Origin of the sequence: Brenneria izbisi (assembly GCF_025840185.1) — a bacterium.
GTDB lineage: Bacteria > Pseudomonadota > Gammaproteobacteria > Enterobacterales > Enterobacteriaceae > Brenneria > Brenneria izbisi.
The window spans coordinates 25641-41839 of record NZ_JAMPJU010000008.1 but is presented as its reverse complement, the minus strand read 5'-3'; the positions used below and the strand labels follow the sequence as shown (position 1 = coordinate 41839).

16 protein-coding genes and 1 tRNA gene are annotated in these 16199 nt (G+C 50.8%); 5 read left to right on the top strand and 12 right to left on the bottom strand.

What is annotated here, in order from left to right:
* Positions 1-58: 58 nt before the first annotated feature.
* The gene (locus NC856_RS11635; RefSeq protein WP_264090595.1) at positions 59-355 is read right to left on the bottom strand and encodes a YfcZ/YiiS family protein; all 297 of its coding nucleotides are present in this window, start codon (positions 353-355) and stop codon (positions 59-61) included.
* Between the two features lie 477 nt (positions 356-832).
* Between NC856_RS11635 and fadL the strand changes: the two genes are divergently transcribed.
* On the top strand, positions 833-2146 hold the full coding sequence (gene fadL, locus NC856_RS11630) for a long-chain fatty acid transporter FadL (protein WP_264090594.1): 1314 nt from the start codon (positions 833-835) through the stop codon (positions 2144-2146).
* A 135-nt stretch (positions 2147-2281) separates the two neighbouring features.
* On the opposite strand, the gene mqo is transcribed toward fadL, so the two are convergent.
* Complete coding sequence (gene mqo, locus NC856_RS11625; RefSeq protein WP_264090593.1) at positions 2282-3865, bottom strand: malate dehydrogenase (quinone); 1584 nt, start codon at positions 3863-3865, stop codon at positions 2282-2284.
* A gap of 348 nt (positions 3866-4213) precedes the next feature.
* Positions 4214-4975, bottom strand: coding sequence for a phospholipid-binding lipoprotein MlaA (gene mlaA, locus NC856_RS11620; RefSeq protein ID WP_264090592.1), 762 nt, complete (start codon positions 4973-4975; stop codon positions 4214-4216).
* Between the two features lie 321 nt (positions 4976-5296).
* Between mlaA and NC856_RS11615 the strand changes: the two genes are divergently transcribed.
* Both NC856_RS11615 and NC856_RS11610 read left to right on the top strand, forming a co-directional pair.
* Complete coding sequence (locus NC856_RS11615) at positions 5297-6238, top strand: formate/nitrite transporter family protein (RefSeq protein WP_264090591.1); 942 nt, start codon at positions 5297-5299, stop codon at positions 6236-6238.
* Positions 6239-6328: 90 nt separating this feature from the next.
* A tRNA-Arg gene (locus NC856_RS11610) sits at positions 6329-6403 on the top strand.
* Between the two features lie 285 nt (positions 6404-6688).
* Here the strand turns inward: NC856_RS11610 and NC856_RS11605 are convergent.
* Positions 6689-7600: a DUF808 family protein gene (locus tag NC856_RS11605; protein ID WP_264090590.1), complete on the bottom strand. Its 912-nt coding sequence runs from the start codon at positions 7598-7600 to the stop codon at positions 6689-6691.
* A gap of 484 nt (positions 7601-8084) precedes the next feature.
* Here NC856_RS11605 and NC856_RS11600 point away from each other — a divergent pair, with 484 nt between their 5' ends.
* A complete protein-coding gene (locus NC856_RS11600; RefSeq protein ID WP_264090589.1) occupies positions 8085-8624 on the top strand; it encodes a hypothetical protein in 540 nt (179 codons plus the stop codon).
* Between the two features lie 250 nt (positions 8625-8874).
* Here the strand turns inward: NC856_RS11600 and dbpA are convergent, their stop codons facing one another.
* Positions 8875-10257 (bottom strand): ATP-dependent RNA helicase DbpA, encoded by a 1383-nt coding sequence (dbpA, locus tag NC856_RS11595; protein ID WP_264090588.1) that lies wholly within the window; start codon positions 10255-10257, stop codon positions 8875-8877.
* Positions 10258-10729: 472 nt separating this feature from the next.
* On the opposite strand from dbpA, the gene ypdK reads away from it, so the two are divergent.
* Positions 10730-10789, top strand: coding sequence for a membrane protein YpdK (gene ypdK, locus NC856_RS17845; protein WP_199377238.1), 60 nt, complete (start codon positions 10730-10732; stop codon positions 10787-10789).
* A 111-nt stretch (positions 10790-10900) separates the two neighbouring features.
* On the opposite strand, the gene NC856_RS11590 is transcribed toward ypdK, so the two are convergent.
* From NC856_RS11590 to gspH, 7 genes are all read right to left on the bottom strand, one after another.
* Entirely contained in the window at positions 10901-11746 is an 846-nt protein-coding gene (locus NC856_RS11590) for a prepilin peptidase (RefSeq protein ID WP_264090587.1), read from the bottom strand.
* A gap of 186 nt (positions 11747-11932) precedes the next feature.
* Positions 11933-12427: a type II secretion system protein M gene (locus NC856_RS11585; RefSeq protein ID WP_264090586.1), complete on the bottom strand. Its 495-nt coding sequence runs from the start codon at positions 12425-12427 to the stop codon at positions 11933-11935.
* Complete coding sequence (gspL, locus tag NC856_RS11580) at positions 12424-13641, bottom strand: type II secretion system protein GspL (protein ID WP_264090585.1); 1218 nt, start codon at positions 13639-13641, stop codon at positions 12424-12426. Before gspL ends, NC856_RS11585 begins: the two co-directional genes overlap by 4 nt.
* On the bottom strand, positions 13638-14624 hold the full coding sequence (gspK, locus tag NC856_RS11575; RefSeq protein WP_264090699.1) for a type II secretion system minor pseudopilin GspK: 987 nt from the start codon (positions 14622-14624) through the stop codon (positions 13638-13640). The genes gspL and gspK overlap by 4 nt, the downstream gene beginning before the upstream one ends.
* The gene (gene gspJ / locus NC856_RS11570) at positions 14624-15256 is read right to left on the bottom strand and encodes a type II secretion system minor pseudopilin GspJ (RefSeq protein ID WP_264090584.1); all 633 of its coding nucleotides are present in this window, start codon (positions 15254-15256) and stop codon (positions 14624-14626) included. Before gspJ ends, gspK begins: the two co-directional genes overlap by 1 nt.
* Positions 15253-15618 carry a type II secretion system minor pseudopilin GspI gene (gene gspI / locus NC856_RS11565; protein WP_264090583.1) on the bottom strand — a complete coding sequence of 122 codons (366 nt, stop codon included), beginning with the start codon at positions 15616-15618 and terminating at the stop codon, positions 15253-15255. The genes gspJ and gspI overlap by 4 nt, the downstream gene beginning before the upstream one ends.
* Positions 15615-16190 (bottom strand): type II secretion system minor pseudopilin GspH, encoded by a 576-nt coding sequence (gspH, locus tag NC856_RS11560; RefSeq protein ID WP_264090582.1) that lies wholly within the window; start codon positions 16188-16190, stop codon positions 15615-15617. The genes gspI and gspH overlap by 4 nt, the downstream gene beginning before the upstream one ends.
* Between the last annotated feature and the right edge of the window lie 9 nt (positions 16191-16199).

Sequence of the window (16199 nt, the reverse complement as noted above, 5' to 3'; positions counted from 1 at the left end):
TAGTGGTGACGACGCTTATTTCAGGGGCCGATGTGCAGCCCCCGATAAGATGCAAAAATTAACGCAGACCGAGTTGGAAAATCATCGTTTCAGCCTGACAACTGAAGGTAAAATCAATATCCAGCTTCACCCCGCCTTCCACCGCATCAATCTTACTTTCAATCAGGCAAGGTTCGGATTCTACCGCACGGGCTTTTTCCGTCAGCACATTTAACGTGGCTTCCGCCGCGGCTTGATCGGCGAAGACTTTGCTGTAAGACGCGGTACAATCGGTATTATCCATGACCGTACCCACATCGACGCAGCAACAGGCAGCCGTTTCTTCAGCACTACATTTGTTTATCGCGTTTGTCATCATTCTTTCCTCTATGGTGCAAGTAGCCTGTTTCTACCCGTTAGCTCTCAAAATAATTTAGTCAGCCGCAACAGCCTTTGGAATGGTTTCTATCGGTACGTTGAAACCTATTGGGTATAACAGATTTGATCCCGTTCAAAATCTTCTATTCCCTTCTATTTTACCTGCCGACTCCCTTGCGCACTAGAACTTACGGTTTACCGGGATATTTAGTGATATTCATCACAGCTTATTGTTAGAAAAGAGTAAAACCAGGGTAATCCGGCCTTATTAAAATCAACCAAACTGTTAAGTAGATCTAAATTCCTTATCATTTTGGATACGTTTTTTATACATATACGAAACATTGTCATATTCACAACTTATACTTTGCCAACTGGTCTGATTTGTCAGACTGACTGCGCCCCCCTACAATGCGCGTCCCTTGTTACTCCGTGTAACAAAGTTAAATAACAAGCACCTAAAGAGGCTTTGGCCATGAGCCAGAAAAACCTGTTAAAACAATCCGCAATTGCTGTTGCAGCGGCGCTGATTTCAGCAAATGCGTCCGCTGCTGGCTTTCAGCTTAATGAATATTCCTCATCTGGCCTGGGACGCGCGTTTTCAGGTGAAGGCGCGATAGCTGACAACGCAACTTCAGGCAGCCGTAACCCTGCCACCATGACCCTGTTTGATCGCCCGTCCTTTTCCGGCGGTGTGACTTATATCAACCCGGATATTGATATTCAGGGGAAAAACTCCCTGACAGGTCAGGATAGCAGCGCAAAAAATATTGCGCCCCATGCCTGGGTACCCAATTTGCATTTTATCATGCCGCTCAATGAACAATGGGCTATTGGCGCTTCAGCCGTCACCAACTATGGTCTGGCTACCGAGTTCAATGACAGCTATACCGCGGGGTCTATCGGCGGGCAGACCGATCTGGTGACATCCAACCTGAACCTGAGCGCGGCCTATCGCCTGAATCAGCACTTCAGCTTTGGGCTGGGGGTGAATGCGGTTTATGCCGATGCGAAAATTGTTCGCCGCGCGGGTGAGTTAGCCAACATTCCCCTTGCCGCAGGCGGGTTACAGGGCGTTGTCGCCGGCCCCTCCTCAGAACTGGCCCATATGGAAGGTAAAGAATGGGGTTACGGCTGGAATGCGGGCATCCTGTATGAAGTGGACGAAAACAATCGCTTCGGTCTGACCTATCGCTCCAAAGTCGATATCGACTTCGACGGCGACTACCGCAGCGACCTGCCGGCAGGTGCGCAGGGTGCACCGGTTGGCACTGGTGGCGCGACCATCCCCGGCAAGTTGACGCTGAATCTGCCGGAAATGTGGGAGGCGTCCGCTTACCATCGCGTTGCCCCCAAATGGGCGGTCCACTATAGCCTTGCCTATACCAGTTGGAGCCAGTTCCAGGAACTGAAGGCCACCGGTAATAATGGTCAGGCGTTATTCCAGAAAGAGGAAGGCTTTCGTGATGCCTACCGTATCGCGTTCGGCACCACCTACTACCATGATGAGAACTGGACCTTCCGCGGCGGTATCGCTTTCGATGACAGTCCGGTTCCGGCCAATAAACGCTCAATATCCATTCCAGACCAGGATCGTTTCTGGTTGAGCGCAGGCACAACTTATACTTTCAACAAAGATGCTTCTGTTGATGTCGGCGTTTCTTACATGCACGGTAAAGAGGTCAGTATCAGTGAACCGATTTCCGATAACGCTGGTTCACCGCGATATGAATTTAATTCAAAAGGGAAAGCCTGGTTATACGGCATAAACTTCAACTACGCGTTCTAATATCGTTTGTTTGGATTTTCAGTACCGGCAGGTAAGTCAATCTTACCTGCCTTTTTATTGCCGCTCTCATCTCCCGCCCGGCATAAACAGCAGCCGAAAAAAAGGCCGCTCGCGCGGCCTTCGGCAATTGAACCCTTATTCAGGCTTCACTTCGATATAATTCAAATTCAGCGTGCTGCTGGTGTAGCGACGGATTTTATTGGTCAATTCAATATTACCGTCCAGCTTCTGATCATAAGAAGGAATGATCTCTTTCAGCTTGCTCTGCCACTCTGGTGTGGCCATCTGATCTTTGAACACTTTTTTCATCAGGCTCAGCATAATTGGCGCAGCCGTGGACGCCCCAGGAGAAGCGCCCAACAGCGCGGCAATAGAACCATCTTCCGAACTGACGATTTCGGTGCCGAGTTTCAGTACGCCGCCTTTATCTTTATCTTTTTTGATAACCTGTACACGCTGACCCGCGATAGTCAGTTTCCAGTCTTCTTTCTTCGCGTTGGGGAAATATTCCTGTAACGCGGTGAAACGGTCATCATCGTCCATCATCACCTGGCTTATCAGATACTTAACCAGATCGAAATTATCCAGACCCACACGCGTCATCGGCCAGACATTGGACAGCGTGACGGAATCAAACAGATCCCACAGCGAACCATTTTTCAGGAATTTACTGGAGAATGTGGCGAATGGCCCAAACAGCACCACCGGTTTACCGTCAAAAATTCGAGTATCCAGATGCGGAACAGACATCGGCGGCGCGCCTACCGAGGCTTTACCATAGACCTTCGCCAAATGACGTTTCACGACTTCAGGATTGTCCGATACCAGGAACTCTCCTCCCACCGGAAAACCGCCATAACCATCCGCCTCAGGAATGCCGGATTTTTGCAGCAACTGCAATGCCGCACCGCCCGCGCCGATAAAGACAAACTTGGCTTTGATCACGCTTTTTTTCTCGCCGTTCTTCAGATCGGCGTAAGTCACGCTCCAGGTGTTGTCCGCATTACGCTTGATATCGCGAACTTCAGAATTAAGGTGCAATGCAAAATTCGGCTTTTTCTTTAGCGAGTCCACCAACTGGCGGGTGAGCTCGCCATAGTTCACGTCCGTCCCGATCGGCATACGGGTAGCGGCAACTTTCTGTGTCGGATCACGCCCCTCCATCACCAATGGCGCCCATTCTTTAATAACGTTGGGATCTTCCGAGAACTCCATGCCACGATATAGCGTGCTATGTTGCATCGCTTCGAAGCGGCGGCTCATAAAACGTGTATTTTCATCGCCCCAGACAAAGCTGATATGCGGTACGTTGTTGATAAAGGACTGCGGATCGTGAAGAACGCCGTTTTTAACCTGGTAGGACCAGAACTGGCGTGACACCTCAAAAGCTTCGGTGATCTCGATCGCTTTGCTGATTTCTATCGGGCCGTCGGGATTATCCGGCGTATAGTTAAGCTCCATAAACGCAGAGTGCCCCGTCCCCGCGTTATTCCAGCCATTCGAACTCTCCTGCGCCACATTATCCATACGCTCAACCATATCGATTGACCAGTCTGGCTGTAGCTCTTGCAGATAGACACCCAGTGTAGAGCTCATGACGCCGCCGCCGATCAACACCACATCGGTCGTTTTATCGGCAGGTTGATTATCTTCAGCTTGAGCAAGTTGGGTGATCCCTAATACACTCAAACAGAGGATCGTAGTAAGTAGTTTCTTCATTCTTATCTCTCGATTTATGGAATTTTTTATTGTTGCAGTTGAATAGCCCCATCCCATCGTTAGCGACAATGTTGTCCCTTAACGCATATCAAAAAATCGTTGTTATAACCTTTTTGTTAATCAGTTTTTTTAACAAAAAAATCAGCCTACTGACTCAGATGCGCGCTAAGGCTATACGCTAATGCCGTAATATTATTCTTATCTGACGAAGGAAAATAAATTTTTGTAATTAAAAAAATGAAAACAATATAGTAACTTTTAAGAAACAAAACAAATGCCAACATAAATGTAAGCTTAGCAGTATTTTATAAAAGCTAAAGGCACTCAGAGGTGCCTTGTCCACTACGCTTACTGGTCAGCATCAATTTCGCCGAGCGAATCTTGTATCGCCGAGTCATTGGGGTGAGCTTGCGGCGTAATCTGTCCGTCGCTGGCCAGAAAATCATGTCGCTGGAAATACGCCTCGCGCATCATCATATAGGGATCGGAAGAGTTGCGCAGCAGGCCATCGGAATCAAGCAACTGGGCTCGCGTCTCCAGCCCTTCAATCGCCCATTTGCCCGCGGACATCCAGAACGTCAGATAGCTCAATACCGGATACAGCGTATCCACGACGCCGCCGCCATCTTCACGCAACGTCGCGCTGCCGTAACCCGGCAACACCACATAAGGCCCATAGCCCATACCATAGCTGCCCAATGTATTGCCGAACCGACGCGATTCCTCTTTCGCCAGTTTGGGGTTGGCCATGGATGCCACATCAATCAAACCGCCCATACCCAGCAGGGTATTCAGGAAAAAGCGGTTAAAATGAATCATCGCTTTATACGGCTTGCCCTCAACAAAATAGTTCACCATGGAAGCAGGTTCTTCCAGGTTACTAAAAAAGTTGCTCAGGCCATTGCGCGCTGGTGTGGGTACATAGTCACGCCAGGCAACCGCTGCCGGTCGTACCAGATAAGGATCCAGCACATCGTAGTTAAAACTGAACATGGTACGGTTAAAGCCTTCAAGCGGATCAGAACGCCCTTCTTGAGACTGATCCCCGGAACTGGCGCAGCCGACGAGTAACACGCTGGCAAACACCACCCCGCTCAGGCGGTAATTCATATCTGTTCTCCCTGATTATGTTGCGTTGTGCGCCGCAGCTGAGAATAGGCATTCCCAGCGCGTGTGCGCCCAACCAAATGGCAAGCCAGAGCGCTTACTGCCAACAGTTTACCATTTTATGGTTTAGCTTCTACTTTGGCTTATGCATCCCTACCTTTTTCAGAGGTTTGCCAGATAATTCTCTGTGCCGAGGGCAATAACGCTAACCGGCATGACAGATCATAGCATAGGGCTGCAAGAACAGATGTCGAAGCAGGCGGTACCATATGTTTTGAAAGCAACTACGCTTACCATAAGGAAAAAGAACATAGCGAGAACCTGATGAATCAATCTTCTGAGAAGAATAACAATGTTGATGAAGAAAAAACGGATGCCTACGATGAAAACAGAGAGGTAGAAAGCGAAGAAAATACCCGCGGTCAAGATATTGAGGTAAATGAAAAAATATTGCCCTCTCCCGCCGCCGCCATTCACGAGGCGCTGCGTCAGGAAGGACAAAAAGAACTGCAACGCGATGCGATGGCATTGTTGTGGTCAGCTATCGCTGCGGGCCTGTCGATGGGAACATCCTTTATGGCTATCGGTATGCTGCATATCAATCTGGTTGGCGTTCCTGGCGGATTTTTACTGGAAAGCTTCGGCTATACCATCGGTTTTGTCATCGTCATTATGGCCCGCCAGCAATTGTTTACCGAGAATACCGTAACAGCCGTACTGCCAGTGATGCATAAGCCAGTCGGTCATAATTTTTATCTGTTGTTCCGATTGTGGAGCATTGTGCTGATGGGCAATTTAATTGGCACCGCACTGGCTGCCCTCGCCTTCACCTACATGCCGGTGTTTGATGGTGAAACGCGGAAAGCGCTGCTCGAAATATCCATGAAAGTCATGAAAAACTCACCTACGGAAATGTTCGCCAACGCGGTGGTTTCCGGCTGGATCATCGCCACCATGGTCTGGATGCTGCCACACGCAGGAGCGGCCAAGATAGTCGTTATCATCATCATGACCTGGATGATTGCCTTCAGTAATCTCACGCATATTGTTGCGGGCGCGTCAGAGATTTTCTACCTCATCTTTATCGGCGAAATCACCTGGCAAAACTTTATCTGGCCCTTCGCCCTGCCGACGCTGGCGGGTAACATCATCGGCGGCACCTTTATTTTCGCGTTGATGAGTCATGCCCAGATCCGCAACGACATGAGCGACAACGCCAGACTTGAAGCAGAAAAACGAAAAAAGAAAACAAGGCAGAGAGAATAAGAAAAAGAGTCCGATTGCTGACAGTTTAAGCAAACGCGCGGTTAAGTACTTATTTTCAGAACGAAAATGAGTATAATGACCGCGCCGCACGTCCCCATAGTTAAATGGATATAACGAGCCCCTCCTAAGGGCTAGTTGTAGGTTCGATTCCTGCTGGGGACGCCAGAACACGCTCTTACACGCTCCCCAATCGTCTAAAAAACCCTTTAAAACAAGCAAGATAATCAAAACCCTGTTAGACCGTAATAAACAGCAATGAACTTAGCATCAGGGTCTTGATACGCCAACCAAAGCGGACTAAAAAGCATGGAGAGCAGAAAGAAGAACGATGGATGGATTGTTGGCGATAGGTGGCGCGGCTTAATATGACGAAATAATCAAATTTGCCATGAACGGGCAACATCGATGCCAACTTCCCGATGGCGACATTGCCCGTCCCGCACATTGTGGTTACGCTTTTTTCCCCCACAGTCGACCAATCTGGTTGACGACAAACAGCACAATAGCGCCAAGGATAACACCCACCACCAGATTAGCCAGATTTGCCACCAGCATGGCGCCAAGTGTGCCAAAACGTTCGCCAAAAACGGTGATGGCATGATAAAGGCGTGGCACGCCGTGTACCACAATACCCCCACCGACCAAAAACATCGCCAGCGTCCCGACGACGGACAGCACTTTCATCAACCAGGGCGCGGCAACCAGGAGTCCGGCTCCCACTTTTTGCGCCACAATGGAGGCACGCTGTTCTAACCACATCCCCAGGTCATCCAGTTTGACGATGCCGGCCACAATGCCATACACCCCAACCGTCACCAGAATTGCAATCCCCGACAACACAAGCACCTGATTAAGCAGCGGCGCCTCAGACACGATCCCCAGCGTGATCGCGATAATCTCGGCCGAAAGAATAAAGTCGGTACGGATCGCCCCTTTCACTTTATCGGTTTCATACTCTGAAGAGTCCGCCTGAGCAGCGGCCAATAATCGCTGCTGTCGGGCTTCCGGGGTTTTCTGGTTTTTATCGGGGTGCAGACTGTGCATCACTTTTTCCACCCCTTCATAGCAGAGGTAGGCCCCCCCAATCATCAACAACGGCGTGATCGCCCAGGGGAGAAATGCACTGATAAGTAATGCCATCGGCACCAGAAAAACTTTATTCAGAAACGAACCTTTTGCTACCCGCCAGACCACGGGCAGTTCACGATTCGCCTTTACCCCGCTTACCTGCTGCGCGTTCAGCGACAGATCGTCGCCCAGTACCCCAGCCGTTTTTTTAACAGCCATCTTCCCCATGACAGAAATATCGTCCAGCAACATGGCGATATCATCCAACAGCGTCAGTAAACTTGCTCCAGCCAAAGTATCTTTCCTTATTCGGGTTCATGATGTTAACGACAGGGTATATACCTGTATTTCAGACATCAGCATAGACGGAATCCCGCCAGAATCCCATTCCCCACTGACAAATCGCGTTTCCTTCTGTCATGCGCCTTTTCCGTTCCAGTAGAAATCCGGATACACTTTTAGTTATAAAAAAACAAAATATATAACTTTTAAGTATTAATGAAAAAAATAAATTAGCCGATCTATTTTACGATAACACATTCTTTTACCGTGTTACTCCGCTTGTCACTATTTACATCATTGCTGGGCCGCGTCGTTGATATCATGAAACTGGAGAAGGGGCAGTGTTTTCCGTAAAGGGAGCATTCTACCGTTAGTTATAATAATCAATCCGGTTATTAATAATGATCTTATATCAATCATTTGGCCTTAATACATTGAAGTGTCTCACTGGCATGAAAATTGTCAGTATTAAATAGATATAAGAAGGAGTTATATTGTGGTTATACCAGATATTCAGCCCCTGAATGTAAATCTCCAACCCAATATGCCTACGGTTGGCGTTCCGACCAATGCGGATGCCGTTACTGCTATCGGCACGGGCAATAAAACCGACACATTCACAAATTCTGACTCATCCCCTTCAATGACATTCCAAAATGGGACGAGTACGCTAGTCACACTGTCATCCGATAAAAAACGTATGGCCGAGGAAGAGAATGCGGAAAGGAAACCCGATAAAGATCAGCAGGATAATCAGCAGAAAGCCGCTTCCGAACATAAGATCGCCATGCAAGGGATCCCCTTGTATGACGGTAAGCTGATTTCTGTTATTAAATATCCGAATGGACAATCCGAAATGTTTGATGCGTTTACCGGAAAACGAATCACGCAAGAAGATCTCGCCTTAGTGAGTTTCCTGCAAGGGCCGGGAAAAGAACAGGTATTAACCTTTGAAAGCGCCACATCGTACAGCAATATGTCCGCCGCTGAAATTTATCAGCAGATTCAGGAAATGCTGCACAACAATCCAGAATAAAATGCATCATCTTAATTTTCACAGGAAACTGTTATCAAGTTAACTTTTTATCGTTATAACTATGCTGTTTCTTTTAATTAAAAATAGAATCTTATTTTTATTCTTTAGCCGTTGAACAATGATCATTTTCGTTTATTGATTTACAGATATTGGTTTACAGACTCAGACTGCACGACAAACGCACCTTATTGATAACGCTGACCTTGTGTGACCGCTACCATTACACAAGGCCGGCGTATCAGGCACGTCATTATTTCAACAATCTCACTTTGCAGCTTTTCCCTTTTATCTTGCCTTGTTGAAGTTGTTGCAGCGCCCGCTTCGCACTGGCTTTGCGGATAGCCACATAAGCATGCATGGGAAACATATCGATTTTGCCGACGTCCGCTGCGGTCAAACCCGCTTCACCGGTCAATGCGCCCAGAATATCACCCGGACGAATTTTGGCTTTACGACCACCATCGATGCACAGCGTCATCATTTCCGGCGCCAGTTCAGCGACGCCACTGCGACTGATTTCAGCAGTTGATGACCAATTGATTGGTATACCCAGATAATCTTCGAGCAAATGAGCGCGATTCATCTCCTGCGGTACACATAAACTGACGGCCAGCCCTTGCATTCCCGCCCGTCCGGTGCGGCCAATACGGTGAACATGCACTTCTGGATCGAAAGCCAGTTCGAAATTCACGACCAGTTCCAGTTCTTTTATGTCCAGACCGCGAGCAGCCACATCAGTCGCCACCAACACGCGGCAACTGCGATTGGAAAAGCGTACCAATACTTGATCGCGATCGCGCTGTTCCAGATCGCCATGTAGCGCCGACACACTGATACCACGTGAATCCAATGCGTCAAATACGCTCTGGCAATCACGTTTTGTGTTACAGAACACCACGCATGACGCTGGCTGATAATGGTTCAGAATAGCGATCAACAGCGGTAAACGCTGCTCTCTGGTGGTTTCATAAAAACGCTGTTCGATGGCCGGTTCAGCATTTTCATCAACCACGTCGACGCTCAATGGCTGACGCTGAACGCGGGCGCTAATCTGTTCGATTTCATTCGGATAGGTGGCGGAAAACAGCAATGTCTGACGAGTTGAAGGCGTATAACTGATCACATCATCAATCGCGTCCGTAAACCCCATATCCAGCATGCGATCCGCTTCATCCAGCACCAGCACTTTCAATGCATCAAGCGACAGCGATTGCTTACGCAAATGATCCTGAACGCGCCCCGGCGTACCTACCACAATATGCGGTGCATGAACCAACGAATCCAACTGATGGCCCATAGGCTGGCCGCCGCACAGTGTCAGAATTTTGATATTCTGCGCAAAACGCGCCAAACGACGTAGTTCCTTACTCACCTGATCCGCCAGTTCACGCGTTGGACACAGCACCAACGCCTGAGTAACAAACGCCTCGACAACAATCTGATTGAGCAGGCCAATACCGAAAGCCGCCGTTTTACCGCTGCCGGTTTTCGCCCTGGCGCGCACATCGGCGCCACGCAGGATGGCCGGTAACGCAGCGGCCTGAACAGGGGTCATTGCGGCGTAGCCCAGTTCATTAAGATTAGATAACTGCTCGGCAGGCAGAGCAAGGGAAGAAAATGCGGTTGTAATCACAATAATTACTCTTATTACCAACAGTGACACGACGAGAGCTTACGCCAGTCCACTGACGGCGCATGATGAGTGGCAATAATAACAGAGATGGCCACGGTTGCCCGATTTACCTGATAATATTGCCAGCGGCAGATCCAGAACCGGCCTGATATCGAGATTAACCAGACTGACGAATAAAGACAGGAGCCGAGATTGAGCGGTTTCACTCTTTAGCGGCTATCGGCGCTGAACGCTTTTTAATGCTATTTCGGTAAATATAGTGTCCCAACCCTCTTGAATTATGTCCCTCACTCAGCGTAGATTGAGCGCCGATCCCGTCATAACTAGTGTGACCTCTGGTGATGACAACGGGGAAGTGTTTTCCCGCTACGCAAAAGCAAACGGAACGCATTCCCTTCCATAATAAAACGCACAATCGGGATCGTTGCTGGCGTGGTTTCTGCTGGAGAATATATCGGTGAAGTATTTTTTTATGGGTATCTCATTCTGTCTGGTTGTTTGGGTGAGTACTTTTATACTGATGGTGGAATAACCAGTCATTTTGCCTGACGGAACAAATCTCCTGAAAGGCGCGGAACAGAGATGAACAAAGCGCAGGCTGATGGTGTAAATACCCTCAGCCTGTTTTTACAAGATACGTTTGCTATGCGCCTATCCCGTTAATCAGGATGCTAATGCCGCCGCCGACAGCCAGCCAGGGGCCGAATGCCAACGGTTGATCCGCCTTTTTCCGCCGCACCCAACGCCACGCTAACGTAGCAATCAATCCGCTCAAGGCGGCGATAAGCACCAGATTGGGTAATGCGCGCCAGCCCAGCCACCCGCCCAGTGCCGCCAATAGTTTAAAATCGCCATATCCCAGCGCGTCTTTGCCTGTGAGTAATTTAAATCCCCAGTACAGCAACCAGAGAGACAGATAACCGGCAATCGCCCCAATCACCGCATCATCCAGGGAAACAAACGTACCCGACAGGTTAAACATCAGGCCCAGCCAGAGTAAAGGCAGCGTCAGCGCATCGGGCAGCAGCCATGTATTCATATCAATGACCGTCAACGCCAACAGGAACGATAGCAGGATCAACGCGCCCCATAGCGTCATACCGGGCGGCCACAGTAACCCGGCGGCCATGAAGAACAACATGGACAGCGCTTCAATCAGTGGATATTGCGCGGAAATCGGTCGCTGGCAGCATCGCGAGCGACCACGCAACCATAGCCAGCTAACTATCGGAATATTGTCTTTTATCGCGATGGCATGGCGGCAGTGCGGACAACCAGAGGGCGGCCACCAGAGATTATAACGCGGTTCATCAACAGGCAGCGGCAACCCAAGTTGCGCGCAGGCATCCCAATGCCAGCGCCGCTCCAGCATGAGCGGCAACCGGTAAATCACCACATTCAGAAAACTGCCCACCATCAAGCCAGCCAATGCTAACGCAGCCAGCCACCCTGCGGGAAATCCCTCGGCAAATGCCAATATCCCTTCCATGTCAATTCCATCCTGATACTCAATAATGACCTTGAATAAACGCTCTCCCCGCTTAAGCCACAGGCATATTTTCATAGTCTGTACGATACGCCAATGGCGTCAGGCCGGAGGGTTTGGTTATTGCGAATCGCTGCGCAATTATTGCTGAAAAATCGTCTGAAAACTCAGGCAAAAGGCCAGACGGCGTTACTCTTCATCCGGCCTCGCCAGTAATAATCTGCTGATATCGACACTGCCGGGACTTTGATCCACGGCGGCGACATCCAGCGCCAGCACCCTGACGCCATATTTCTGCTCCAACTCGTTCAACCAACGGATTAGCACATTGAAATCACTGCGCGCCAACGCCACCGTAATCTGGTTGCCTTGTGGTTGCAATCGCACTACCGTCAGGCCGTAACGCCCGGAGCTTTGCGATACCAGAATGGGCAGGCTGATATCGCGCCCCTGGACGTCTTGTTGCGCCTGCTCGTCTTCCGGCAAGTTCACCGCCTGCTTTTGTATCCACTCAACCGTCTGTTGTTCGCGGGAAATGATGCGTTGCCATTGGTGCTCGCGGGTCTGCCAGGGCTGCCATATCGCGTAATACCCCAGACAAAGTAATAGCATACCGGCACAAACCAACAGCAACTGCCGCTCACGTGGGTTCATGGCGCGCCAGCGTTGCCGCAATGCGTTCATGGCCGACTCCTTAATGTTAATCGTCCTTCAACATAGCCTTCTTCCTGCCGCATCTCGCCCGCCTGAACCTGGTAGTACACCGCCGCCTGTTGTTGCAGTTGTTCCAGCGCCTGATATGACGTTGCTTTCAACGCTACTCGCAGTTCGGTGCCTGACGCCTCATAAGACAGGGATTCAATCTGTACATCGCTATTGCGCGTGACGATCTGCTGCAACGCCGTGAGTTGGCTGAGTAACCCCTGCGTCCCCTTTGCCGCGGACGCGCGTTGCAACCGCTGCTGCATTTGCAGTCGGGGATTAATCACCGCGGTTTCTGACGGGAATAGCTGCCGATAGACGCGGATGCTTTCCTGACGCCAGTATGCCGCTTGCCGGTAAAGCTGATAATGCGTCCATCCCATTTCGCCAATCAATAGCAGCAAGTAACATAATAGCGCGAGGGCGACTCCCCGCCAGGGAAGCAAGGTATGACACCACGTTTTAACCGACGCAAACTCGCCCTGCCGCAAATCGGCTGAAGGCGACAGCGTGCCCTTCGCCGCCAGCGCAAATAAATCCGTTTCAGGCAGAGTTTGCCATTCGCTCAGCGAGAGTCCCTCGCCAGTGGCCGGCGCCGCGCTATAGCAGTAGATGACGGGCAACGGCGCGCATGCGATCAGTAGTTCGGCGAACCACGAAGACTCCGCAGCCATGGCATGACCATTTTCCTGTCGAAACAGCCATGTCCCGTTGTGATTCAGCGCGCTCCAGCCGTCTTTATGCCGTGGCAATATCTGCGCATCGGGTAGCAGCGAATCCACCGCAATCCCTGACTTCGCACACTGCGATAACCAATGACGCATACGCCTTTTTTCCACCACGGCAACCGCGCCCGTCTCCCCTTGTCGTTCCAGTAAAGCAAAGTGCAGTTTTTCAATATCGGTAGCCAGTTGATCTTCCAGCATAAACGGCACCACTTGCGCCAACTGCCGCCGAGCCTGAGCAGGAAGCGTCAGCGTATGTACAGTCACATCCGTGGCTGGCACCAACACGCGGGTAAACGCCGGAGCCGGATAGCCAGCTAATGATTCACGCACCTGTTCCGCACTGCCGCTCCCCTGCGCCACAATCTGATCGCCGTCGTTTGTTCTCATCTGCCATTCAATGGCGTCCCCCTCTTCAGAGGGCAGCCGAACAATCAGACCGGTTTTTCTGCTGTGCTGGGATTGATTCATGGATTCACCGTCCTATATCCTCCGTATTGCCGCTGCACGACCAATGCTTTTTGCCCACTGAGTTGAATTAAACTACGTTGATAAAAGTCACTGTCACCAACGCGCACATGCAGTTGCGCGAAGAACCATTCACTTTTCACAGTCAGTATGCTTTGCAGGGTATTTTTACTATTTTCAGGCAATAATCCCGTTTGCTGAAGCACAGACAAACTCTCCCAGCCAGTACGCGGTCTTTTCTGTATCAACGCCACAGCTTGCGGCACCGTCATTTCCTTCAGAAAAAGCGCCGCCAGCAGCGGCGCCTGCGCCTCCGTCAGCGTATTGATATTGACCAACAGCGTTTCGACCGGCAATACACAGACATAGGGCAACAAGCGCTGATAGAGATCAGCGTCCATGCCATATACCGCACGCAATTCGCTGATCTCGCTCATGTCCCGGTTTCCCGTCTGATAGGGCACGGGTAGCGAGGCATAAACTTCATCCTCGGCGCCGTTCGTCAGCGGATGACTATCATTGTCAACCCAGTCGCGCGCGGCGGCCACAATCTGTTCCGCTCGCGTCGTTTCCACACCCAGATGCTGCAATAGCATGCGCAAAACCTGGGCAGGGTAAGGTATGGTTGACGGCGTATTGGTATTACCGCTGCCTTGATTGATCGCATTGAGATTAAAACAGGCGCCGGCATCCTGTAGCTGTACGGACACCTCCCCCCCGTCAACCGGAAACTTGCGGCCCGGTTGCGCCCAGTTTTGCGCCAGATGCGTGATGCCCGGTTCGCTCAGGGCATCACGCTGCAAGAGTTTGCCCGCCAGCGCTTCCGTACCCAGGGCATACCATTTGGCCTGCTGGCGGCCAAGCTGACTGTCCATGCGCAAAAACGTCTTGCCGCTGCGCTCGGTAATCACCGCGGCTATCGTCACCATCAGTGCCAGTATCAGCAAGACCACCAGTAGCGCGACGCCACGCTGACGAGACGACATCATTTAACCGGCCCGGTGGTAATAAAGTAGATACGCGACATTTCACCGTAGTCCCTTAACGTCAGGATGACTTCGATTCCTTGTGGAAGCTGAGTCTTATTTTCCCAGCGATCCCGCCAGGTTTTATTAGTGAAGAAACGCAGGCGGAATCCATCAACCTGCGTCAGCAACGGCGTTACCCACGGCTCCACGCCGTCGATGGGATCGGGATGCGGATAGGTAAGACGCTCCAGCAGGTTATTACGCAACCGGTAAGCCACAGGCTGAAGTTCAGATCGAGGCAACAGACCGAACGGATTCTGCCAGCCGCTACGCATAAAACTGACGCTCCAGTCGTCGCTTTTCCGTTGATCCCTGCCGGCGTAAAACAGGGACGAACCGCCGCGACTACCACGGGCAATCATCTGCGAGAAATCGTTATCCATCTGCGTGAAAGCGCGTTGCAGTTCACCCAGCCGCTGCGCCTTGCGTTGGGAAATTTCATCGTTACGTATGACGCCATTCAACACCTGAAAAGCGCTGAGACTCAATGCGGCGAAGATAGCCAACGCCAGCAGCATTTCCAGCAACGTAAAACCCTGCTGGCGCGCACGTTCTGAGGGTTTTCCCGGTACTGTTTTCACCGATATCACGGTTTCACCACATAAGTGCGTAGCGTGCCGTCGGCAGCCAATGCGTCTTTATCCCGCCGCACTTCAACATCCAGCGCCCGGAACTGGGGATCATCCATTTCCACCCCTTGCCAACGCCAATACCAGCGTTGACCGGCGAACTGCGTTTCTCCTTTTATCCAGCGAGTTTCAGGCCATTGCTGTTCAAGGCGCAGCCGCACCTGTTGGTTTTCCGCAATCCAGCCAGCAAAGGTTTTCTCTTCCAGTCGGCTCAGGCTTGCCGCCTGCTTTGCCGTAGTCTGCAAAACCGCAACCCCCGCCAGCGCAAAAACCGTTAGCGCCACCAGCACCTCCATTAACGTCATGCCTTGCTGTCTGTTCATGGCATCTCTCCCTGTTTGAATGACGTTCGCATCATGCCGTTGCCGTCCACCTCCAGCCAGTTCGACAGGGATTTGTCGTTCTCAGCGTTCAGCAACAGTCTGAAAGGGGTGATTTCTCCGCCGGGGAGGATCAGGATGTCGGGTTCATCGTTATCTTTTTCACGCCTTTTTTGCGCTTTTTTGCCATTTAATTGCAACAGTTCAAAACGCAATGCATCCGGCACGGCGGCGGAAGGATTAACACGGTAAGGCCGCCAGGGGCGCCATTGATAGCCTTTCCCGTTGGCATCGCCCCCGGCGCCAGATAAGGTTTCCCGTTGTAATTGATAAAACTGCCAACGGTCAGGGTATATCCGTACTCCCAACATCAACTCATTGATTTGACTGGTTTCCGCGGCAAACGCCAGTTGGGTCTGGAAACGGGCCAACTGCCAGGCGCTGTCATTCTGCCGCTCGGCTGGGAACGCCATGACCACCAGGGTGGCGGCCACCCCCGCCAGCAAAACGACCAACATCATTTCCAGCAAGGTGAACCCTCGCTGATAGCGTCTCGTTGACCGTGTTGTTGTCATGACACCTGA

Excerpts from the sequence above, each read along its gene's own strand:
- NC856_RS11635 (WP_264090595.1), bottom strand. The coding sequence starts at position 355 with ATGACAAACGCGATAAACAAATGTAGTGCTGAAGAAACGGCTGCCTGT.
- fadL (WP_264090594.1), top strand. The coding sequence starts at position 833 with ATGAGCCAGAAAAACCTGTTAAAACAATCCGCAATTGCTGTTGCAGCG.
- mqo (WP_264090593.1), bottom strand. The coding sequence starts at position 3,865 with ATGAAGAAACTACTTACTACGATCCTCTGTTTGAGTGTATTAGGGATC.
- mlaA (WP_264090592.1), bottom strand. The coding sequence starts at position 4,975 with ATGAATTACCGCCTGAGCGGGGTGGTGTTTGCCAGCGTGTTACTCGTC.
- NC856_RS11615 (WP_264090591.1), top strand. The coding sequence starts at position 5,297 with ATGAATCAATCTTCTGAGAAGAATAACAATGTTGATGAAGAAAAAACG.
- NC856_RS11590 (WP_264090587.1), bottom strand. The coding sequence starts at position 11,746 with ATGGAAGGGATATTGGCATTTGCCGAGGGATTTCCCGCAGGGTGGCTG.
- NC856_RS11585 (WP_264090586.1), bottom strand. The coding sequence starts at position 12,427 with ATGAACGCATTGCGGCAACGCTGGCGCGCCATGAACCCACGTGAGCGG.
- gspL (WP_264090585.1), bottom strand. The coding sequence starts at position 13,641 with ATGAATCAATCCCAGCACAGCAGAAAAACCGGTCTGATTGTTCGGCTG.
- gspK (WP_264090699.1), bottom strand. The coding sequence starts at position 14,624 with ATGTCGTCTCGTCAGCGTGGCGTCGCGCTACTGGTGGTCTTGCTGATA.
- gspI (WP_264090583.1), bottom strand. The coding sequence starts at position 15,618 with ATGAACAGACAGCAAGGCATGACGTTAATGGAGGTGCTGGTGGCGCTA.
- gspH (WP_264090582.1), bottom strand. The coding sequence starts at position 16,190 with ATGACAACAACACGGTCAACGAGACGCTATCAGCGAGGGTTCACCTTG.